Genomic DNA, 22,622 nt, shown 5'->3' with positions numbered 1-22,622 from the left:
GTATCACCACACGTCTTTCATTTCCATAACGTAATTGTCAATGTTGTGTAAAAGTCGTCAGGACTGCCGACATCCCTCTTGCATTATTTCCCTTATTAGTCCGGTTATAACCGGATTCGACATCCGTTAAACGATTTTGAGGACATCGGCGGCATGGAGAAAGTTACTGCATTCGGGCAAAGAAAAAGCTTCGGCCTAAGCTGCACATCGACAGCCGGACCGAAGCTTGCGGGGCACATCAGCGCGTGCCGCGTTTTTTGGCTTTGAGGAGGCGATCCATAGAGGAGCCTCCTTCCGGAGCCGGGCCGGTCTCCCCGGGCCGGCCGCTGCCGTCCCCCTGCGCCTTCGGCGGCGGGGGTGGCGGCGTGGGCGCGCTTCCCTTGCGCGCGCCCTGGCTTGCGGCCGGCTTCGCCTGCGCCGGCCGCTCCTCCCGCAGCGGGGCATTCGCCCGCTGCGTATCCCGCGCCTCCGGCGGGGCCTTGCGGCCCCCTGCCGGAGCTGCGCCGGGTGCCGGGGCAGGCCTACCGCCCCCGGCACCGTGGCCCGCGCCGCTGCGCTCGCGCGCGGGCGGGGCCTGCGGCGGCGGCGCGGAGCTGCCGCCGTAGAACTGGGCGGCGCGGGCTTTGCGCGCCGCCAGCCGCTCGAGGCCGGCGTCAGGCGCGGCCTCGCCGGCAGGGGCCGGCCGCCTGCGGAGCAGGGCGGCCATCCGTGCGCCGATGGCGCCCCATGGCAGAGCCAGGCGCCGCACGGCGATGTCGGCGACCCACAGCAGCAGGGCCGCCGCCAGCAGCGGGTAGCTCCAATCATGGAGCTGCATCCGCGAGGTCGCCTCCCGGTCGAACACTTCGGCCGGGTCATCCCAGGATAACACGCGGCCCCCGGTCGCTTCGGCCAGCCGTTTCATCGCTTCCTGGCCGCTGCCGGAAGATAGCCGGTATTCCGGCGAATACGGCACAACGAAGCCGGTGCCCGGCGCAGCTTGCAGCGGCTCTTCCCCGCTCGCGTCCTCGAGGGACATGAGGAAGGCTCCCGGCTTGGAGACGTTGACGAGCCCGGTATAACGGCCGGGCGCCTCCTGAATGAGCTCCACCGTCTGCTCGCCGGCCTCGTCATCCCCGATCACCGCATTCAGTTTCTCCGGCGGATTCTCCCCATTGGCGATGACCTGCAGCTTTACCTGGTTGCCGGCCGTCTCGGTAGTGACTTCATAGGGCGACGACGTAAACTGCGGGAACGTCCACTTCACGATTTCGGTCAACGTATCGGCGAACCCGGACCACGACACCCACTCCTTGGACCACTTCCCGCTTAAATCGCTCGTCCATGCCACCGTCCGGCCGGATCCGTACTGCCATCGCGACAGGATCGGGTCCGGCTCCGGACTGGACAGAACCGTCTGGGCGGAAGACTTCGGCGTTGCCGCGACATAACCATACAGCCCCGGAACGCCCTGCTGGAACAAACTCGCCCAATCGCCCGGGTTCTGAACGGCCGGGACAAAGGGTTTATCCACGATATAGGATTTGGCCAGCATCACGGCCTCCCGGCTGAATACCGCCGGCAGCGTGGTTTCATCCTCAACGAAATAATAACGGCCCTTGGCCGCATCCGCCAAGGATTGAAGCAGGTTGGTGTCCGCATCCATCCCGACCGCCACGGAAGACATCGTGATTTTGTTCTCCACCATCGTATCGGTCAGATCCTGATATCCGGAATTCATCGCGGACTGACCGTCGGTCATGAGAATGATATGCCTGCGCTGGGCGTCAATCTTCAGCATTTCCTCCAGCGCCGAGGAAACGGCAGGATAGATGTTGGTCCCTCCGGCACTCGGAATCGACTGGATGCTGCTGAGCACCTCTTCCTTATCGCCGAGCTTCTGCGGCGGTACGACCCACCACGGCTGATCGTCAAAGGCGACGACGCCGACCGTGTCCTTGGCTCTCATCAGCTCCACCGTGCGCATGGCCGATTCTTTGGCCAATTCGATCTTGTTGCCGTCCATGCTGCCCGAACGGTCGATGACCAGTATGAGGCCAAGCGATGGAATCTCCCGCTTGCCTTCCAGCTCCATCGAGACCGGCAGCGCCTTTTCGATCGGGGTTTTAAAATATCCGCCCATCCCGAAGCTGTCCTCGCCGCCCGCCATCATGAACCCGATGCCGAAGCTACGGACAGCCTGCTCGATCAGCTCCATCTGTTTGCCGCCGACGTCGCTGCCGGAAACGTTATTAAAGATGATGCTGTCGTACACGGCATACTTGGCCGCTTCCAGCGGGAGCAGCTCCGGCGGAATCACTTCGGTGCCGATCATGCCGGACTCGAGCGCTGCCGTGATATTGCCCGACGTGCCCGGAGTTCCCTCCACGATCAGCACGTTCGGCGGACCTTCCACCCGGGTAAAATCGAATGCCGCATTATTGGCCGAGGCTTCATCCCCGTCCATGAAGATTTCGGCACGGTAACGGTGGAGTCCCGGGTTCTTGGCCAGGCCCTTCACGGCGTACCGGTTCTCGCCTGGTGTTACATCCACGCGTTCCCGGCCGATCTCGCGGTTATCCTCGTAAATGCGCAGTTCGCCGGAGGTCTTGAACGTGCTGCGAACCATGACCTCCACATAGAACGACTCCGCCTGATACAGCTTGTCCGGAACCTTCAGTTCCTCCACGGCAGCATCCTGGACGGCCTGCTTCGGAGTCGGAAGCACGTCAACGGCTATCCCCCGATCCTTCAGAAGCCTTCCCGCCGCCGCCATGCTGCCCACATTCTCCTCCCCGTCGGAAATCAACACGATTCGGGAATCGCTCTTGCCCTCGAACAGGCTGCCGGCCAGCTGAAGTCCGGATTCCAGCCCGGTAAACCGCTGCTCCAGGAGCGCGTTCAAGGAAGCGCCCGCATTCTCCGCAGGGGATAGACGCCGTTCCACGGCGCCTTCAAGACCCGTAGAAACAACGGCGGTGCCATCCTTCTCGCCTTTTGCCGCAAGGGAATCGTTGATCCAGCTCGTGATCCGGGCCGAATCCCCCATGCTGTCGGAACGGTCAGCCAGATACACGACCTGTTTATCCCTGAGGACGGTAAAGCCATGCAAACCCGAAATCATAAGGATTAATAACAGAATGACGCAGGTTCTAAAGAATAACGCCAGTTTTTTGCGAAAACCGCTTAATCGGAAATCCGATTTGTAGGCATAGTAGAGAAATAAACCTGCCGGAATCAGCAGCAGCAACAGCCATGGTTGGCTAAATTGAACGCCCACGCTGGTACACCCCCCATTCTGCCGCGATCACAGCCAGTGCCAAAGCGGCCAGCCATGGCATTAACGAGCCGGCACGGTTCGTCGTTTCGTTACTCCCGGATGTGCCGGAATCAGCTCCCGCTTCAGGCTCACCCGCGTTCGTTGCCGCTTGACTTACCGCCGGGCCTTGATCGCTGCTCCAATCCGCCTCGTACGGGTCTGCAGTTACAGCAAGCCAATAATTAAGCTTCTCGCCCGCTTCATTCTGCTGTTCAAAAGCGTACAGCCCCGGATAATCCGGCACGAGCTGTACCGGCGATATCCCTTGCTCATTCCGGAGGACATCCGCAGCAGGGAGGCCGTCAGCCAGAGCAAGACCGCTCTTGGGGATCCATTTGGCCGCTACCGTATCCGCTGCAATCGGGATATCCGCTTGCGCGCCGGCCATATATCGGCCAAGCCCGCTTCCCTTGCCCGAGGTCATCCACTCCAGCGCATTGCTGACCATGACCGGAAATTCCGGCGATAACGGAAGGTCGCTATCCTGAAGCAGGAAATTGAAGGATAATCGAGGCCGTCCGTTTTCGCTTCCCGCATAGACGATCGGTTGATCCCCCAGCTTGATGACGGGTTCCCCCCAAGCAGGGGCCTGATCCACCAGCGTACCGAAATAGACCCCGGACAAGGTGACATAGGCAGTCACCGGATGCTTGGCAAGCACGGCGCGTCCTCCTTGGTTGCCGACTTTGTCACCTTCTCCGCCAATCGTCCATAACGGAGTCTTGGCCATCAGATCCGCCCACTTCCCTTGCCGGAACCCTTCCGGCACGTTCCCGTCGATGACAAGCAGATCAAATTCGCCTTCGGGCGCGGGCGGCACATCCGCAGCTGCGCTGCCCTTACCCGCCTCCTTATCCGCACTGCCGTTGTCCTCCGCGGTCTTAGCTTTGGACTCGTCCAAAGCTACCCGGGTGACTTCGGCACCGCTCAGCTGAAGCGCCTTCTCCAAGAACAGATTGCCTGAAGTCAGCAGCAGGACGCGCGAAGATCCGTGCCCCAAACCGAACGCAAAGGAATGATTGTCTGCCGTATACCCGTCATCCTGAGATAACTCAAGTCGGTACACTTCAGCAAAAGGCAGATTTGTAAAGGATTCGGTTAATCTCTTCCCCGGCTCCAATACAAGCATTCTGCTGGTCAGCAGCTCTTCATCTCCGTAAAGATTTACTTCGGCCGATACAGATGCCTCGGCATTCGTGCTGAGGACGGCGACCGCCGCATAAGATGAATCCGCATTATCTCTAGGTGAAATGCCGAATTGATCAATGGACACGTTATGCGGGAGCTCGCCCTGCACCTTCTCAACGGAAACCGGAACCTGAAACGCTATGGGGGCCGTGTCCGGCTTCCAGTAGCTGTCCGTAAAAATAACGACCTCTGCATCATGCTCTTCCCGCGTCAGCGCCGAAGCGAGCGATAAGGTTTCCCTGTAGGACGCCTGTCCGTAATAGGGACGTAAACCATCCACGGCCTTATCGATGGCGGCGCGGTCGCTTTCATGGGATACAAGCGTCATGGGACTTGCTCCTACGGACAGCAGGGTGATCTCGCTCCGTCGCCCTCGGTCCTTCACATATTCCTTAATTCGTTGCTGCATCCATTCCAGCCTGGTTGCGGCTCCGCCTTCAGCGGACGGCTGCATCTGCGCGCTCATGCTGCCCGAGGTATCGGCAACGATGACCACATGGGCGCTGCCTCCGCCGGACACCTGCATAAAGGGCTGCATCAGTGCGAAGACCATCAATGCCGCAGCAAGCAGCTGGAGCCACAGCAGAAGCCGATTCTGCAGCTTCTGCCACGGCCTGTTGGCCTCCAGGTTCCGGAGCACCCGCTCCCACAGCAAGTGGCTGGGAACGGTTGTATCCACATATTTCCGCTTGAACATATACATGAGCACGATGGCCGGCAGCGTTAAACCGAACCATAGACTCAGCCAAGATTGAATCCCCAACGTGTCCCCTCCTTACTCCCATGGACCCTGACTAACGAGACATGCCTGTACTTTCCCCGAGCATCGGATGAAGGCCTATCCATCTCTTCCTATTTTTCGAACAAGATTTCAACTTGTTCGTTTCTTGAGATCGCAGACAGGTCCTGGTGAAGCCGGTTAAGCAATCGCTTGTGTATCATCTCTGTTTCCTGTCGCCAAACCTCCGAAAGCATGAGGAATGCTGCAGATGCATGGACAGCACCTCTATAGGAGGTCCCGCTCTATCCAGTAACCAGACCAGCTCCCGCAAGCACCCCGAACATCGCGTCCGTAAGCGGCATATCCGCCGGAATGAGCACGTAAGACATGCCCCGTTCCGCGCAAACGCGGGACAGCATCGTCCGGTATCGCTCCAGCTCCTCTTTGTAAGCATCCAGCACTTTGCCCGTCAGCGCCACTTCCTTGCCGCTCATCGTTTCGCTGTCCACCAGCCGCAGATCGCCGGATAATTTAGGCTCCAGCTCCTCCCGCGACAATACATGCACCAGCACCACTTCCTGTCCGGTACCGGACAAAAGGGAAAGCGACCTGAACAATTCCTCCTCGCCGCCCTCCAGCCAAAAATCGGAGAACACCCAGGTCATTCCCGGCTGCCGGGGTAGCGCGCCAGGAACCGCAAGCGCTGCGCCCAAGCTGCCCTCGCCTCCCGTTTCTGCCCCTTGCAGGAACGAAAACAGGCGATGAGCCGAGCCCTTTCCTCTCATGATCGGAAGACGGGCGTTAATCGAACGGCTGTAACAGGCAACCTGCAGCCTGTCGTAAGACGACAACGCCATGTAGCCGATGCTTGCGGCGAGTTGACGCGCTAGCAGCCATTTAGGGCTGCCCTTCGTTCCCTCCGGGTCGGCGGTGCTTGGTTCCGTAGGCGATGACATGACGGCCCCCATCGATGCGGAGCAATCCACGAATAGGCTCACGGTCAGCTCCTGCTCGTCCATGAATTGACGAACGAAAGCTTTTCCCGTACGGGAATAGACGCCCCAGTCAAATCTGCGGACATCATCCCCGGGCGAATACACGCGGTAATCGGCGAATTCGAGGGACGAGCCGAGCCGGCGGGATCGCCTCTTTCCCTGCAGCGTTCCGGCGACCCGGCGTTTGGCATCCAGGCTCAAGCGCTCCAGACGGGGAAGCCATTCCGGAGGAAGCAGGTGCGCGCCCCCGCTCACGCGGATGCCTCCAGCGCTTGCAGAACCTCCCGAATGACATGGTCCGTGGTAATGCCGAGCGCCTGCCCCTCGAAATTCAGGAACAAGCGGTGTCGCAGCGCTGATAAAGCCACGGCGCGAATATCGCCCGTGGATACATGCATCCGCCCGCTGCACAAGGCCCGGACTTTGCTTACCGAAATGATGGACTGAATGCCGCGCGGTCCGGAACCGAACTGGACGTATTTACGTACAGCCTCCGGTGCGGCCGCCTCCTCCGGATGCGTCATCATCAGCAGACGAACCGCATAATCCAGAATCTCTTCGGCAACCAACACTTCCTTCGCCCCGCGCTGGATTTCCAGCAGCTCGTCCCCGGTCATTTGCCGTTCCACCTGGAATTCGTGTGAGGACGTCGTCCGCTTTACGATTTCCTTCAATTCGTCCGCGCTGGGATACGATACTTCGATCTTCAGCAGAAAGCGGTCAAGCTGGGCCTCCGGCAATGGATACGTCCCCTCGTTCTCCAAGGGATTTTGCGTGGCCAGAACGAAAAAAGGTTTTGGCAGCTGATGGGTTACGCCCCCCACGGTGACGGTCTTCTCCTGCATCGCCTCGAGCAAGGCGCTCTGGGTTTTGGGCGTGGCGCGGTTAATCTCATCGGCCAGCACGATGCTGCTGAACAGCGGACCCTTTTGAAAGGTCATCCCGGTGTCCCCATGCTGCCCGAACGACAGGATATTGGTGCCCGTTATATCGCTCGGCATCAAATCCGGCGTAAACTGTATGCGGGAAAAGGACAGGTCCAACGCCTCCGACACGGTGCGGACGAGCATCGTTTTGCCGAGACCCGGAATCCCTTCCAGGAGGGCATGGCCCCCCGCAAAGATACACCAAAGCATCTGCTCCACAACATCCTGCTGTCCGACAATCACCTTGCCGATATGTTCGCGCAGGCCTGATATTTTCTCCATCCATTCCTGTGGTCTCACTGCAATATCCGACATGGACGAAACCTCCATCTTCTTGGTAAAGTTCAAGTTCTCATTCTAGCTTCGGCGCTCGGCTCTTCGATCCCTTACGGGTTCGGATTGATCTGTATGAAATATTCCTCAACCAACCCTTGCATCTGGTCCGGCAGCTGATTGCGGTCTAACGTTTTGCGCGCTTCGGTCTCATAATCGCGGTACACTTCCTCATAAGGCCTGGACATGCCCGGAACCGTCGGCGATACGCCGCCCTTCTGTATATCTCCGCCGCTGCCCTTGATCTCGCCGGAATCGTTCTGCACATTGCCGCTGCCCTTATAGTCCCTAGGGATGGTCACGAGCTCACGGCCGCCTGATCCAAGACCGGCTCCGCTGCCTGTGCCGCTTCCCGATCCGCCGCTGCCGCCCGAGCCGGAGCCTGCTCCTGAGCCCGAGCCGCTTCCCGATCCGGAACCGCTGCCTGTGCCGGAGCCTTGACCTTGGCCTGCACCGGAGCCGCCTTCACCTGGGGCTCCCTCCGAGCCCTCTCCTTGTTCGCCCGAGCCTGCACCGGAGCCGGCCTGAGCCAAGGCCTCGGCACTGCCGCCGTTACTCCAGGCATCGGATACCGACATCCCTGCAGCCGCCATCTGATCGGCCAAGCTCAATCCTTGCGAAGCAAGGGAGGACGCCAGCGAGGACGCGGACTGCGACTGGCTGTCCGACGCGGCTTTGGCTTGCGCTGCTTTCGCCAGCTCCTCGGCCAGCTGCTGGAGCGCTTCTTCCAGCTCCTTCGGCAGCTTGCCCTCCTTCAGCGCATCGGCCGCTTTTTTGAGTTCCTGCTCCAGCTTCCCGTCTTCCATCTGCTTGGCAGCTTCCTCAGCCAGCTTTTTCAAAGCATCGGACAGCTCGTTCTTCTCTTCCTGGGACATCTTCTTCACCTGCTCGGTGAGTTTCTTCATTTCCTGCTTCAGCTCATCGGCCATGCCCTCGGCAAGCTTTTTCCCCACCTGGGACAGCGCCTTCTCCTGCTGCATTTGCTTAGCCAGCTCCGACAGCGCCTTCGCTTTTTCCTCCTGCTGTTTCGCCAGTTTCTCCAGCTCTTTCATGGCTTCTTCCAGCTTCTCCAGCGCTTGCTCAGGATGCTTCTCCTGCTCCAGCGCTTTTTTCAGGGCATCCAGCTTTTCCTGGAGCTTTTTTCGATCGGCAGGATCCAGCGTTTCCTTCTGGAGCTCCTCCGCCAGCTGTTCGGTTTTGGCTGCCTGCTCCTTCATCCAGCTCTGCGCCTCTTTGGCAGCCTCCACCTTCTTATCCATCGGGTTCGGAACGAACACCAGGATGAGTACGGCAGCAAGCGAGGCACCGCAGATCAGAAGCTGTTTTTTTCGGTTAGGGGAAGGCAGGCGCTCCGGCAACCGTTCCGCAAAACGCGCACCGTAACGCTCCGCCTGCTCGCGCTGCCATTTGGCGGCCAACGATTCTTCCTCCTTGAACGACAGCGCCGTCACCATCATATCGCTTCGCTCCGCTCCGTCCGGAACATGGTCCATCGCTGAAGCCGCTTCTTCGATCGGCACCCGGTGCAGCCATCCCCATAACAAGCCTATGAACCCCGCCCCCACGGGAACGGCCACGGATGCGACGGGAAGCCAGGCTATAGGCACGAATCTCCCAAGGACCAGGAGCAGCAGCAGCACGGCCAATCCTGCCATAAGCCCGTATAATGCATACGTGATGACGCGGAACCGCTGCAGCCGCCGTCTTGCGGCTTCGATAAAACGCATGATGTTGTCCATTGCTCTCCCTCCTTACCGTACTCCTTGCATGATGTTACGCTTCGTTCCCCGCCGTTTCCGGCTCCTTCGGCAGCTGGGTTTCGTTCTTATCCTTGCGTTTGCGCCTTGCGACAGGACGGATATTCCGTACGGCAACCCACAGGGCAAGAACGATCACCACCGAATAGACGATGAAAAATTCCAGCCACAATTCGATCGGGGCTTTGCTGTTCAGGCTTCCTCCTCGCAGCAAGAACGCGTCCTCCGAAAAAGACGGGTTGAACAAACTCATCATCGCCCCGGCCGGGTTCAGGCCCAGCACATAACCGACCCAAGAATAGCTGCCCGGTACGATCGGCTGCCCGCTTTGATACATATTCCGCTGTTCGATTCCCATGAAGAACAGGTACAGCAGGCCGGTAACAAGGAATATGATCAGCCCGGCCCCGTAGGTAACGATAATCGCGACGATGGTTCTTTTGAATAACGTGGAGAACATCACACCGAGCGAACCGAGCAGCAGCATCACGAATAAATAAAAGGCAAACACGGAAACGAGCTGCTTCGGCGAAATCCCGCCGTACAGGAACACAATGCTGTAGATCGGCAGCGTAGCCAGCACGATCAGCGTCATGAAGCTGAGTGCGGATACCAGCTTGCTCAGCACGATCGTAGCCGAGCTCTGCTGCGTCGTCAGCAGCATGCTCAGCGTTTGCTTCTCCCGCTCGCTGCTGATGACGCCCGCCGTAAGCGCGGGGGCCATGAACGCGATAAGGACAAGCTGCGCAAAACTCAGGACATAGAACATCATCTGGCTCATCTGCGGATCGAATCGCTGAGGCCCCTGCTGTCCCAAATATAAGAAGAGATAAATGAAGCCCATGGCTATGGCGCCTAGCGCCAATACATAAAACAACACCGACAGCATGGAACGCGTAGAACGCATCCGCAGCCGGAATTCCTTGTCGATGACCGGATTGATCAGCTTTCTGCTCCAATTCATTCGCGGGGCCCTCCTTTGGTAATTTCGAGGAATACATCCTCCAGATTGCTCTGCGCTTCCTGAAACGAGACAATCGGAATTTCCCAGGAAACCACCTGCCGAAGCAGGGCGCTTTGCTGCGCGTCATCCCCGCCGTAATGAACATGGACGCCGGTGTTATCCGTTAATACCGACGTGACGAACGGTTCGTCACGCAGTTTCTCGGCCAGCTCCTCTTCACGCTCCAGCGTGCGGATATGAATGACTTTTTTCACGCGAAGACGGCTCTGAATATCGGCCACCTTGCCTTGGGCAACCATCTCGCCGTGCTCAATTACCCCAATCTCATCCACCATCTCGGCCAGCTCAGGCAAAATATGCGATGAAATGATGATGGTCTTGCCCATGAGCTTCAGTTCCTTCAATATTTCGCGCATCTCGATCCGCGCCCGCGGATCCAGCCCCGAGGCCGGCTCATCCAGGATCAATACCTCCGGATCATGCACCAGGCACCGGGCCAGGCATAAACGCTGCTTCATCCCCCGCGAGAGACTGTCAACGTACGTATCCGCCTTGTCGCTCAGGTTGACAAGCTCCAGCAGCTGCGGAATAAGCTGCTCCCGCTCGGCGCGCGGGATGCCGTAACTTGCCCCGTAGAAATGCAGATATTCTGTAGACTTCAGCTGATCGTACACGCCGAAGAAATCGGGCATATAACCGATCCGCTTGCGGACCTCCTTGGGATGCTGGGTCACGTCATAGCCGCCGACTTTGGCAACGCCCGAGGTAGGAAGCATCAGGGTAGCCAATATGGACATCGTCGTGGATTTGCCTGCTCCGTTCGGACCGACAAATCCGAATACCGTCCCTTTTTCGATATGAAGACTGATATCTTTCAGCGCATGGAACGCTCCGTATCTTTTGCTCAGATTTCTAATCTCGATCATTGAGTGGCCTCCCCTTTCACAGACAGCTCCGGCATCATAAAGTTGGTCTGATCCTTGGCGGTGATCATGAATCGGATGCGATTCCCCACGATATACTGCTCCGGATTCTGGTTAATGGTATGCACATTGTTCGCGTCTGTAACAGGCTCCCATTCGCTCTTCTTCGAGTTCCAGATCTCCATCGTGACGTTGTTGTTGAATTTGGTGCCTTTGATGGACAATTCGGAATACTTCACTTGGCCTTCGGATATGAGCGGGAATTCGGCGATCAGATTGCCTTGTCCCATTTCAACCCCGTGCGGATAAACCCCGAACATCGGCGAATTCACCTGCGATATCTCCGGAGACAGGAAGCCGTAAGGAATGTTGATTTCCCCGTTCAGTCCCCAATCCATTTCCACCGGCTGTATCCAGAAATTGAGCTGATCACTGTCCACCTCGGCGCCTTTCAGCGTATAATTCGTCAAATGGTCTTTGCTCCATCCCAGAATGTAAGCATCCTTGTTGACCATTCCCTTCGAGTATCCGTAGTTGGACAAAATGTCGCGCTCCCGCTGTTTCGGATCATTCTGCGAGTATGGGTACAGCATCCCGGACAAGTCACCGCCCGTAAATTTGATGATTTGTTTCGGATCCTGAGGAATGGCAGCCGCCTCGCCCTTCTTGATATCTCCCAGCTTATAGGCACTGCCTCCGACAACCAGCACCACCTCAGTTAAATCGTTAATGGTGTCATTGGTGATCTTACCGTTTAATCCCCCTTTGGCATCCAGCTTTAAATCCATGGCAAGACGTCCCATCTCCTCCGTACCCTGATGGTCCACCCATACCTTGGCCAACGACCATTGGGACATGTCCCGAAGCTCCAGCGTCGTGGACTCCTGCCCTACCCGGACAAAACTTTTGTTCTCGGCGGTTCCTCCAAACGAGTTCCGGGACTGCCCCGTTTTCAAATACGTATTCTCCCCAAACTCCAAGGCATAGTTCCCGCTTCGAGGCGTGAAGAATGCAGAAGCGGTCGATTTCACCGCATCTCCCTGGCCATTTAGTTCAATCAGATTGATGGTATGCGCGAGCTCGCGCGTCTTGTCCGACGAGCCGACCGCATAGACGGAGGCGCTCGCGATGACGGCAATGATCGGAATCAAGAACCACGCCCATTCCCGCTTGTCCGCCTTCTTCAATATATAGTAGAGCAGCGGCGCGACGACGACCGCATAAATAATGAGCATCCACAGCAGCAGCGTGAAGGAAGGCATCTTCAGCGACGGGAAATACTCCAGAACATAATTCAAATTGTCCATGAGCGAATTGTAATACATGCCATTCTGCGAATTCATCATCGGCAGGTTATTGCGCAGTACCGATGCCCACGCGTCCGGATGGCCTGCCCAAGAGCTTACCGGCTCCATCGCCAGATCGTACGCGGCATATTGAACGCTCCCCTGGCCGTAAGCCTTCGAGGCAAACAAAGGTTGTCCGTCCGCGGCAATCCCGATTTGGGCGCCTTCCACGGCTTTCGCCGTAGAAATGGTAAATGGCCCATCCAGTTTCAGCGGTTTCCCGCCAAGCTTCTCCAGTTCATCCAGCGAGTTCACGGTCGCGGTGCCATTCGCAGCGACCGGCGATATGTCGGCAAACGGCGCCGCCGTTTTGGCATACCCCGCGCCCCCGGCCAGAACCAGGGTGCCGCCGCCATTGACCCAATCCGTAATCGCCTTTTGTTGAGGCTCAGACAGCGTATCGGATGCATAATTGTTCATTACGATGACGTCCAGCCCGTTCAGCAGCATCGCATCCGTAGGAACGCTTGCGTCCTTAAGCGGGAACACGTTCACGCTGCTGCCTTTGCCGTTCAGGACGTTCATGAAATTCATCGTGTCCGGATCATCGGACAAGACGGCCATGAGCGCGCCTTGATACGGAGAAGCCTGCACGTAATTTTTGCCTGTGGCAAACGGTACCTGCTTCCCCTTCGTATAAGAACCTTCATAGAAAAGGATTTGGTTATTGTCTTTATTCAGTACGGCTCCCGGAATGCCGATCACGACTTCCTTCGGCGTATCCTTCGGCAGGTCCACCTGCTGAACATAAGAAGTCTGATACCCGAAGCCGTTGTAGTTCTGAATCTGCACGACCACATCGCCGGATATATCCCGGTCGCTCGTTAGGGTGAGTTTGAGCGGGTTCCATTTCTCATGTTTGATTTTGCCTTGGTAGCCCATTTCGGATTGAATGCCAATCTTCGCTCCGTCGGCGTAGACGTTTCCTGCCGGAATCGACAGAGATAACGTTGCCACAATCAGCAGCGCCACCATCGGCAGCAGCATCCACGTTTTCTTTGTATAAAACGACAACTGATGATTCCCCTCTCCAAATATAAATTGCTGTTCAAAGACAAACGATGCATAGGTTTTAGAAGATGTATGTAAAGACTCTCTTCACAAGCTCAACTATATTGACGAGTCGAATTTATAAAAAGTTTGACGTTTACTTCCATAAAAAGCTCCAAGGAACCATTTTTTCAGCTTTTGGCAAGAAATTCGTGTTATTGCTTAAGTCAAATATAAAATAAAATCCCGCTCCAAGAAGAGGAGCGGGATCAAGGGGTAATCCATTGCAGCGTTAAAGTGTCAGGCTGCTCCATTATACTCTCTATGATGAATCGTCGGAATGTCCGGGACTAGCTGAATACAACCGTTTTATTGTTATGGACCAGAATCCGATCCTCGACATGCCATTTGACGGCTCTTGCCAGTACCACGCGTTCGATGGTACGTCCGATGCGCTTCAGCTCATTGACGTCGTCACGGTGGCTTACGCGCTGCACGTCCTGCTCGATAATCGGTCCGCCATCGAGCTCTTCCGTTACGTAGTGGGCGGTTGCCCCGATAATCTTGACGCCGCGGTTATATGCTTGCGCATAAGGCTTGCCGCCGACGAAGGCCGGGAGGAAGGAATGGTGGATATTGATAATCCGGTTCCGGTAATGATCGATAAAGGTTGGCGAAATAATCTGCATGTAACGCGCAAGGATGATCACGTCGATATCATCGCCGATCACGTCCAACTGACGCTGCTCCGCTTGAGGCTTCGTATCCGCAGTAACCGGAATGTGGTGATACGGGATACCGAAGGATTCCACGTATTCCTTCATATCCAGATGGTTGCTGACCACCAATGCGATATCCGCATCCAGGTCGCCAGCCTGCCATTGCCACAACAACTCTACAAGGCAGTGATCCTCTTTCGAAACAAAAATCGCCAGGCGTTTCTTGCGGGCGGCATGATAGATATTCCATTCCATGCGGAATTGATCGGCTACTTCCCGGAAGGATTCCTCCAGCTGGGGAAGCTTCGTGTTCAAGTCCTCCAGATCGAACTCAACCCGCATAAAAAACATGCCGCCGGCCGGGTCCATCGTATATTGGTCAGACTGAACGATATTCGCGCCATGCTGGTACAGGAACTGGGATACTGCTGCCACGATTCCCGGTCCATCCGGACAGGAGATCAGCATGCGGGCACGATTAGGGTACTGACCTGCCGCAGACGGCAGATCCTTCTTGATGTGAATTTCCATGAGACTCGGTGATCCTCCTTTTAAATCTGCAATGAACATGAACGGCATCTCTCAAGAAAAACAATCCGCAGCATGCGGACGTTTTCTTGAGAATGCCTCAGTTTCTTACTAATATGCCATTTCTAATGAAGCTTAGGATGTCAGGGAAACACCAGACAACCAAGCGATCAGGCGCTGATTGATCTGCTCCTCCGACAGGTCGGACAGCAGGCCGGCCGCCATGACCATATCGTACAGGCGCTCCATCGGTTCGCGCGGATCGGCCTTTTTGGCTTTGGCATCATTCTTCAGCAGCGTCCAGGTATCCAGTACAAATGAACGGGACTCGATGCCTTCCTTGGCAAAGAAAGCACCCAGCTCTTCCACTTGCTGCGTGAAAGCTTGGCCGAAACGGCCTTCCACATCCCCGCGCAGAAGCGCAATCTCGATCTCGTACATCGGACGCTGGGTTTTTGGATCTTTACCGATCCACGGCGTTTCGAGAATGAACGGTCTGCCCTGGAGCTTCTCGTGATGAACCACTCTCTGAATGGCTTCATACCCGATCCATCCGGTTCCAATCGGCGTATGACGGTCTTTGCCCGCTCCGCGCGGGTTCTTGCTATCGTTCACGTGGACGACCGTTAAACGGTCGAGCCCGATCAGCTTGTCGAACTGCTCCAGCACGCCGTCCAGATCATTCACGATATCATATCCCGCGTCATGAATATGGCAGGTGTCCAGGCAAATGGCTAATCGGTCGTTGTACTTCACCTTATCAATAATGGAAGCAATTTCTTCAAAGCTGCGCCCCATTTCGGTACCTTTGCCGGCCATCGTCTCAAGCGCAATCTTCACTTCGGTCTCATCCGTACCGCCGAGCACTTCATTAAGACCTTCCGCAATTCGGTCGATGCCGTATTCCGCATCCTTGTCGGTATATGCGCCGGGATGGAGAACGATGTTCTTCACGCCGACCGCATGCGTGCGGCGAATCTCCTCCTGCAGAAAGCTCACCGCCAGTTCAAACGTATTCGGCTTGTACGATCCGAGGTTGATAATGTACGGCGCGTGGACCACGATTTCTTCAATCCGGCTTTCCTTCATGGCGGCTTTGCCTTCTTCGATAAACATGGAGTCGATCGGCTTGCGGCGCGTATTTTGCGGCGCACCGGTATATATCATGAACGAGCTTGAGCCGTAAGACGTGGCTTCAGCCGTCGCAGTCAGCAATCCCTTGTCCGAAAACGACACGTGGGAACCAATTTTCAACATGCTGCATCCCCCTTTTTTAACACACAATTACACCTATTTTAGCTTGTATATCGAAATAAATCTAGAAATGCGTTATAATTCTCATGAAAGTGTCATGTGACAATAATCATTGAGGTGATATACAGATGAAGAGCACAGGGGCCGTCATGGGCTATTTGTCGTCCAGTGCGCCGCCGTCATGGTTCATGAACTCCATTGCCTTCTGGGGATGGGTCATGCTCGGGCTGATGGGCATCGGCGGATTTTTTATGTTCCGCAAGTTTCTGAAAGTGCTTCCCAAGGCCGACGGCAAATCGAAGCTCGATTGGCAAAATTACTGGGTAGAGCGAAGCCGTCCGCTGTGGACGGATGAATCCAAAGCATTTCTGGACGAGCTGGTGCAGCCTGTTCCGGGACCGTTCCGGGATATCGCCAAACACTCCATTGCAGCCGAAATCGGCAAAATCGCCGTCGAATCCGGTGCAACCGAAGTCACCCGGGATCACTGCATTAAAGGTTACATCGTGGCTACGCCGAAGCGGGATTACAAATTCCTGATGAATTTCCTCCAGAAGAAGGAAATCGACTATAAGCCTTACCAGCATTTGATCAATAAGTAGAAGTCTGTTGAGTTTAATGGATCGGCCAGACTTACAAAAAAAGAGAAACAAAGCCCAGCCCGTGGTGCATGGCGGTTGAATTCCGCACATGCCCCACGGGCTGGTTTGTTCCACATCAGGATATAATCCGAACCGCAGGTATCATGCCATTCCTGTACTAATTTGAAGACGGAAGGATACTGCGTTCCGCCTGCCCCATCCTTATCCCTCCAGACAGAGCCGGATTAGATCGTCCACATGAGCGGTAGCCAAGCATTCCACCGTGTCGGCGGCCCCGTAATAGATTTTCACTTCTCCATCCTCCTCCAGCACCATGCCGCCTGGGAAAATGACATCATTGCGGAAGCCCCCATCCGTCTCGTACAGTGCCTCAGGCGCAAGCAGGGGCGATGCGCTCATGCCAAGGATCTTCTTCGGATTGTCAAGATCGAGCAGCATAATGCCGGCAGTATACCGCTTCTTCCAGGTCGGCTCCCAGCCGTTCTTCCCTCTATCGGAATCAATATCCACCGCATGGAACGTAGTGAGCCAGCCCTTATCCGTCTTCACGGGCGGTGCGGCCGGACCGATCTTGTCATTGGCGAACGGCACCTGCTCCACCGCCAGCAGGAGCTCGGAACGGCCCCAATAGATCAGATCCGGCGACTCCGAGATCCAGGTGTCGAACCGGTCCACTCCGCCGCGGCTATACACCGTGAACGGCCGTTCCAGCCGGACGTAATTGCCGTTGATCAGTTCCGGGAATAGCACCATGTTTCGCAAGTCTGGCGTTGACATGCTCAATACTTCAAAGGATTCAAAATCGTCCGTTACTGCAATACCTCCCCGGATGCCGTGCCGGGTATCTACGGCGAAGCACATGTAGCAGCGGCCGTCAATGACCGTCAGACGCGGATCATAGGCGCGCACGATCTCTTCGTCGTGCAGCTTGAAGATCGGCTTCGGCCCCGCCGTCCAGTGAATGCCGTCGTCGCTGAAGGCGATGCCGAGATCCGTCGTATGGCTCGGCTCGATCGTCTGCTTCTCCAGCGAACCGTAGTCGTTGCGGAATACCATACAATAACGGCCGCCGAACTTGGCGACGCCAGCGTTGAAGACGAGCGCGGTCGGATACGGCACGCGAGCCGCGTCCAGTACGGGATTTGCCGGATGACGGCGAATGATCGGGCTGGACGCCAGCGCTCCGATGATAGGTATATTTGTGGTTTTCATCAATTAGCATCCTCCTAAAAGTTTTGTGAGCATTGCTCCAGGCATCAGCTTCGTGCAAAACTCGCCTCGGAAGCAGGGGCTTAGTAGTCTTGGTGCGTCATAGTCATCATGCGAGGGCGCAGTCATTACGATTTTCCTCTAAACAAGGCGTCCGTATCCTGCGAACGGATCGTCAATCGTGATGCGCCCTGCCTGACAGTCGCCTATGCCGCTGTAGAGATCGACATTGCCGTCCGGGCGCATCACAATGCCCGAAGAGAAGACGCAGTCGACCAATTGCGGCGCCTTGGCGGGTCCCGGCGGATAGCAGGAACGGCTTCCGATCAGATGATGGTTAGAGGATTCTCGGGTTGTCGGATCGAAGACGAAGGCCATGTTCAAATACACCTTCACTTCCCCTCCGTGCTCATCCTGATCCAGGTAGCAAATGTGGCCGATGATGCCGATTTTGCCGCTGTCCAGCAGATAGGCCTGGTTCACGCCCCCCCACTCGCCTTCCCCGAAAATGCCATGAATGTAAGGTGCGTTCTCGATGACGTCCGCAGTCAAATCTTCCAGTCTGTCAACGACCGTAAAGCCGATCATGGATTCGCTCCCGTATTTGCCCCTCATCTCGGCGCTGCGCGGACGCGAGAAAACGCCGATCCTGCCGTCCGACAACGGAACAAGGCGAATATCCTTCATTTTGTTAGGTCCAGTCGTGAAATAGTACAAATTATGGAGGTCGGTGCCCCGAAAGAAATAACCGAAAAATGTGCTGTATCTTCCACTTTGGTATTGCACATGAGTCCCGCCCATTACGAGCTCATCACCGATCTCGCTGATGTAAGGGTCCTCCAGCGTATAGATCATGCTGTCTTCCACCACGCTCCATTCATCCTGTCCCGTTTCCTCGAACAGGCGGACCCAAGAGCGGGCCCATTCCTCGCGGCGTTCTACCCGCCCGAACAAATAGCGCTTCCCATCCCGTTTAAATGGAATCGAAATATTGTAGACATCAAAACCATCCACGCCATGAAATTTTAAGGTTGCACTTTCATAGATCGTTTTTGTCGCTTCAAATTCAATTCGTTGCTTCTGCAAGGTCAAAATTCCTCCACACCTTCCTTTTGTTTTTCAACTCGTTTATTTAATTGAAGCTTGATAATCCTGAAATTGCTTCTGGTATTCAGCAACCACTTTATCCAGACCGGCTTTCCTCATTTTTTCCAGTGCAGCCGGGAAGGCCTTATCGTATTCTTGAACCCCCATATAAATCGGAGTGATGCTTGCCGAAGCTTCCGACAAAATATTGGTGTATTCGGCCCTTACATTCGTCGGGTCAAAAATAAAATTCGCCGCGATACTGTTGATTGCATTCGGATTTGGCTCAAACAAGACTTTGTTGTTATCTGGAATGCTGTTCTCCAAGTCAAATCGCATGAAGTTTACATTGCCGTTTTGCGAATCAGAACCTCTATACCCCGGATTATTATTGTTATTCGGATCCTTGATCGGCTTAAAGCCCGTCTCACCGTCCTTGGTGTAGTGCTTGCCTTCAATGCCATATTGTACAAGATCATAGTTTTCTTGGCTTGCCAGCATCCAATCGATGAATTTGACGGCCGCTTCCGGATTTTTGCTATTTACCGGTACGGCATTTCCGTTCTTGAAGGTGAGCGGACGCATATATTCTTTCTCCGGGTTAAACCATACAACGCCGATATCGTTTACAGTGGCTTCTGGATTGTACTTCTTGAGCCCGTTCAAGCTTCCGCCAGTTCCCAAACGGACGAACCATTCACCGCTGTCGAGTTGTGCATCTACCTGCTCCTGCTTCATGACCAGGATATCGGGATTGGTAATGCCCTTGGTGTACAGCTCGCGCATGAAAGACGCATCTTTCTTGAACTCTTCGGTCTCAATCCAAGACTTAACCTCACCGCTTTGATTCACATAGAAGAACTTATCCTTCACGGTAAACGGGAACGTGTCATAAGTCCGGTGCAGGATGGACGTATGCAGGTAGATCGGGTCAAAGTCAGCGCGAGTGCCAAGATAGGGCTTATTGCTTCCCTTCCAGTTCTTCATGACAATCTCCCAAGCGCTGATCAATTCATCTGGTGTCGTCGGCTCTTCGAGATTATTCTCGGCGAGAATGTCACGACGAATATTGAATTGACCTTCACTCGCCATTTCGACCCAATAAGAGGGAACGGCATAATACTTGCCGTCGATTTTAGCTCCGTCGAAGATATCATCCGGAATATATTTCTTCAGATTTTCTCCATGCTTTTCGATCGCATCCGTGATATCCGCCAGTGCACCGCGGTTATAGTAGCTCGAGAACGGCGTGCGGTCCTGCATGACGTGGAACAGGTCGAAATCTTCCCCAGTGGAGAGCATTAAGTTCAGCTTCTGATCCCACGCATCCCACGGTATATATATTTTTTCCACCTCAACGCCGACACCGTCCGCAGCCAGCTTCTCATTGACCTTTTGGAACACTTCCTTGTAGTCTTTCGGCTCTGTGCCTGGAACTAAATATTTGATTTTGACCGTATTGGCAGGCTTCTCATTATTCTCTGAATTGGAGACTGAAGAATTGTCTCCCTTACCGCATCCAATTAACGTCGAAAGCACAAGAACCACAGCCAATAGAAACACACCATACTTTTTCATATTAAATATTGACCTCCTTCTATAAAGTGCTTAATTTATGTTAACCCCGAAGGGGAGTAAATCAGCCTTTGACAGAACCTATAACTAGGCCTTTCACGAAGTATTTTTGCAAATACGGATAGAGTAAGACGATCGGCCCGATCGTCACGATCGCTGTTGCCATCTTGACCGATTCTGAAGGAAGCGTGATGTCGCTTGTTCCAGCCAGCATCGTCATCTCGTTCAGCATGCTGATCTCCGATTGCATTTGCAGCAGCATAAATTGCAGCGGGTACAAATCCTTGCTGTCAATCAACATGATTGCATTCCACCAATTGTTCCAGTAATCAAGTCCGTAGAATAGCGCAATCGTCGCCAATACCGGTTTGCATAAAGGAAGATAGATCCGGAAGGCAATCGTAATATCGCTGGCCCCGTCTATGTTTGCCGACTCTCGCAGCGAGTCGGGAATCCCGCTCATGAAATTCCGCACAAGGAAGAGGTTGAACGGGCTGAACAGCAGCGACGGAATGATCAAAGCAAAGATGTTATTGGTCAATCCAAGCGACCGATTCATCAGATACCAGGGAACAATTCCCGCCGAAAAAATCATGGTAATAAAGAAATAAAGCGCCAATGAATTGCGGTATTTCACATTTTTGTTCGCCAACGTATAGCCAGCCATGGAGGTAATCAGAATCGCCAGCACTGTACCAACAATTGTGACGAAAATGGAAATACCGTAGCTCTGCATGACTTGGGAACCCCCTGTAAAGATTAGCTTATAGGCATACAAAGAGAACTCCTCCGGGAAAAGGCTGTATCCGTTCTTCAATATGGCATCCTCATCCGTGACCGAGATCATCAGAACCAGAAGCATTGGAAGCAAACAAAGCGCCGAATAAATCGTAATGAGAGCATACATAATCGTCCTGCTGAATGAAAACGTCTTCACTTCTATACCTCCTAAAACCTTTCTTCAGGAATCTATCGCCGAAACCGGATTCTAATACAACGCGCCATCTTTAAAAAATTTGCGGGTAATGGCATTCGTGCCGAAGACTAGAATAAACCCGATGACGGACTGGAACAATCCGACAGCCATAGCTTCGGAAGGGTCGCCAATCTGACGCAAAGAGCGGAATACATACGTATCAATGATATCCGTGGTCGAATACAAGGTGCCATTGTCGCCAATCAAGGCGTAGATCATCCCGAAGTCGCCGTACATGATTTTGCCGACCGAGAGCAGCATCAGTATAACCACCGTAGGCATCATCAACGGAATCGTAATGCGCATGCACATCTGCCACCGGTTAGCCCCATCAATCTCGGCAGCTTCATACAACGTCTCATCGATCCCGGTGATGGTAGCCAGATAAATGATGGCGCTCATCCCTGCTCCTTTCCACACATGCATGACGGTAAGAACAGCCGGCCATACCTTCGGCTCGGTGTACCAGTTGACCGAGGCGAGGCCAAGCTGATTCAGCAATTTGTTCACGATCCCCATATCCATAGAAAAAAAAGCATACAGCACATAGCTGATGACGATCCAGGAAATGAAGTTCGGAAACAACATCATGGATTGGCTGATTTTGACGAACAGCTTCTTGCGCAGCTCGTTCAGGATCAGTGAGATGGCCAGTGCCGTCAGCGTTCCAAAGAGAATAAAGAGCAAATTTAGAAAGATGGTGTTAAAGGTGACCGTAAACGCCTTGCTCGACCCGAAAAAGAACTCGAAGTTCTTTAATCCTACCCACTCGCTATGAAATATGCCCTTTGTATAATTGAATCGTTGGAAAGCAATCAGTATATACGGATACGTCAAATACCCGAAAATAAACGTGTAAACCATCGCCGGAAGGACCAGCAAGTAAGATGTTCCATTCCTACGGATATCAGAAAACATGCCGAATGCCGGTCGCTGTCTCTTTTCCAATTTCTTATCCTCCTTCTTTGCAGTGTACATTTTTGGGCTGCGTTGACGCTTGCTCTAACTCTATAGCAGCGGGTCAGCGTTTCCAATTTCAAATACCGGATATCGCTTTCACGATTCGATTAAAGGGCTTTCAAATTTCGAATTGACTTTTCATTGCACAAGAATGGAAATTTTCGATATAAAACATAGGCCTTTCAAATTATCGAAACGGCTTTCATTTTTGCGAGAAGGAGTACCTTTTTAGCCAGATATGTCCTATAGTGAAGAGGTTATATTAACGGCAT

16 protein-coding genes are annotated in these 22,622 nt (G+C 54.5%); 1 reads left to right on the top strand and 15 read right to left on the bottom strand.

Annotated features, from left to right (window positions below; translation table 11 throughout):
- Positions 1-238: 238 nt before the first annotated feature.
- The 10 genes from RB298_RS25185 to RB298_RS25140 all read right to left on the bottom strand — a co-directional run bounded on the left by RB298_RS25185 (position 239) and on the right by RB298_RS25140 (position 15,945).
- Positions 239-3,259 carry a VWA domain-containing protein gene (locus tag RB298_RS25185; RefSeq protein WP_486049080.1) on the bottom strand — a complete coding sequence of 1,007 codons (3,021 nt, stop codon included), beginning with the start codon at positions 3,257-3,259 and terminating at the stop codon, positions 239-241.
- A complete protein-coding gene (locus tag RB298_RS25180; RefSeq protein ID WP_486049078.1) occupies positions 3,243-5,249 on the bottom strand; it encodes a vWA domain-containing protein in 2,007 nt (668 codons plus the stop codon). The genes RB298_RS25185 and RB298_RS25180 overlap by 17 nt, the downstream gene beginning before the upstream one ends.
- Positions 5,250-5,509: 260 nt before the next feature.
- Entirely contained in the window at positions 5,510-6,457 is a 948-nt protein-coding gene (locus tag RB298_RS25175; protein WP_096776478.1) for a DUF58 domain-containing protein, read from the bottom strand.
- A complete protein-coding gene (locus tag RB298_RS25170; RefSeq protein ID WP_090909010.1) occupies positions 6,454-7,443 on the bottom strand; it encodes an AAA family ATPase in 990 nt (329 codons plus the stop codon). Before RB298_RS25170 ends, RB298_RS25175 begins: the two co-directional genes overlap by 4 nt.
- A gap of 71 nt (positions 7,444-7,514) precedes the next feature.
- Complete coding sequence (locus tag RB298_RS25165; RefSeq protein WP_375122037.1) at positions 7,515-9,200, bottom strand: phage tail tape measure protein; 1,686 nt, start codon at positions 9,198-9,200, stop codon at positions 7,515-7,517.
- A 34-nt stretch (positions 9,201-9,234) separates the two neighbouring features.
- Complete coding sequence (locus RB298_RS25160; protein ID WP_096776481.1) at positions 9,235-10,182, bottom strand: ABC transporter permease; 948 nt, start codon at positions 10,180-10,182, stop codon at positions 9,235-9,237.
- Complete coding sequence (locus tag RB298_RS25155; protein ID WP_015737216.1) at positions 10,179-11,108, bottom strand: ABC transporter ATP-binding protein; 930 nt, start codon at positions 11,106-11,108, stop codon at positions 10,179-10,181. The genes RB298_RS25160 and RB298_RS25155 overlap by 4 nt, the downstream gene beginning before the upstream one ends.
- Positions 11,105-13,465, bottom strand: coding sequence for a DUF7408 domain-containing protein (locus tag RB298_RS25150; RefSeq protein WP_452518131.1), 2,361 nt, complete (start codon positions 13,463-13,465; stop codon positions 11,105-11,107). Before RB298_RS25150 ends, RB298_RS25155 begins: the two co-directional genes overlap by 4 nt.
- A 326-nt stretch (positions 13,466-13,791) precedes the next feature.
- The gene (gene purU, locus RB298_RS25145) at positions 13,792-14,691 is read right to left on the bottom strand and encodes a formyltetrahydrofolate deformylase (protein WP_090909006.1); all 900 of its coding nucleotides are present in this window, start codon (positions 14,689-14,691) and stop codon (positions 13,792-13,794) included.
- Positions 14,692-14,823: 132 nt separating this feature from the next.
- Entirely contained in the window at positions 14,824-15,945 is a 1,122-nt protein-coding gene (locus tag RB298_RS25140; RefSeq protein WP_375122038.1) for a deoxyribonuclease IV, read from the bottom strand.
- 125 nt (positions 15,946-16,070) lie between these two features.
- Between RB298_RS25140 and RB298_RS25135 the strand changes: the two genes are divergently transcribed.
- Positions 16,071-16,544: a DUF2621 domain-containing protein gene (locus RB298_RS25135; RefSeq protein WP_009594427.1), complete on the top strand. Its 474-nt coding sequence runs from the start codon at positions 16,071-16,073 to the stop codon at positions 16,542-16,544.
- Positions 16,545-16,745: 201 nt separating this feature from the next.
- Here the strand turns inward: RB298_RS25135 and RB298_RS25130 are convergent, their stop codons facing one another.
- From RB298_RS25130 to RB298_RS25110, 5 genes are all read right to left on the bottom strand, one after another.
- Complete coding sequence (locus tag RB298_RS25130) at positions 16,746-17,756, bottom strand: glycoside hydrolase family 130 protein (RefSeq protein WP_486049073.1); 1,011 nt, start codon at positions 17,754-17,756, stop codon at positions 16,746-16,748.
- 138 nt (positions 17,757-17,894) lie between these two features.
- Positions 17,895-18,839, bottom strand: coding sequence for a DUF1861 family protein (locus tag RB298_RS25125; RefSeq protein WP_255250643.1), 945 nt, complete (start codon positions 18,837-18,839; stop codon positions 17,895-17,897).
- Positions 18,840-18,881: 42 nt separating this feature from the next.
- On the bottom strand, positions 18,882-20,417 hold the full coding sequence (locus RB298_RS25120) for an extracellular solute-binding protein (RefSeq protein WP_096776486.1): 1,536 nt from the start codon (positions 20,415-20,417) through the stop codon (positions 18,882-18,884).
- A gap of 61 nt (positions 20,418-20,478) precedes the next feature.
- Positions 20,479-21,351, bottom strand: a complete 873-nt coding sequence (locus RB298_RS25115) for a carbohydrate ABC transporter permease (RefSeq protein ID WP_375122039.1) — start codon at positions 21,349-21,351, stop codon at positions 20,479-20,481.
- 51 nt (positions 21,352-21,402) lie between these two features.
- The gene (locus RB298_RS25110) at positions 21,403-22,338 is read right to left on the bottom strand and encodes an ABC transporter permease (protein ID WP_255250644.1); all 936 of its coding nucleotides are present in this window, start codon (positions 22,336-22,338) and stop codon (positions 21,403-21,405) included.
- Positions 22,339-22,622: the final 284 nt, after the last annotated feature.

It is taken from the genome of Priestia sp. BR_2 (assembly GCF_041954005.1).
GTDB classification, from domain to species: domain Bacteria; phylum Bacillota; class Bacilli; order Paenibacillales; family Paenibacillaceae; genus Paenibacillus_AQ; species Paenibacillus_AQ lautus_A.
The sequence above is the reverse complement of the archived record's forward strand: the minus strand, read 5'-3'. Positions and strand labels throughout refer to the sequence as shown.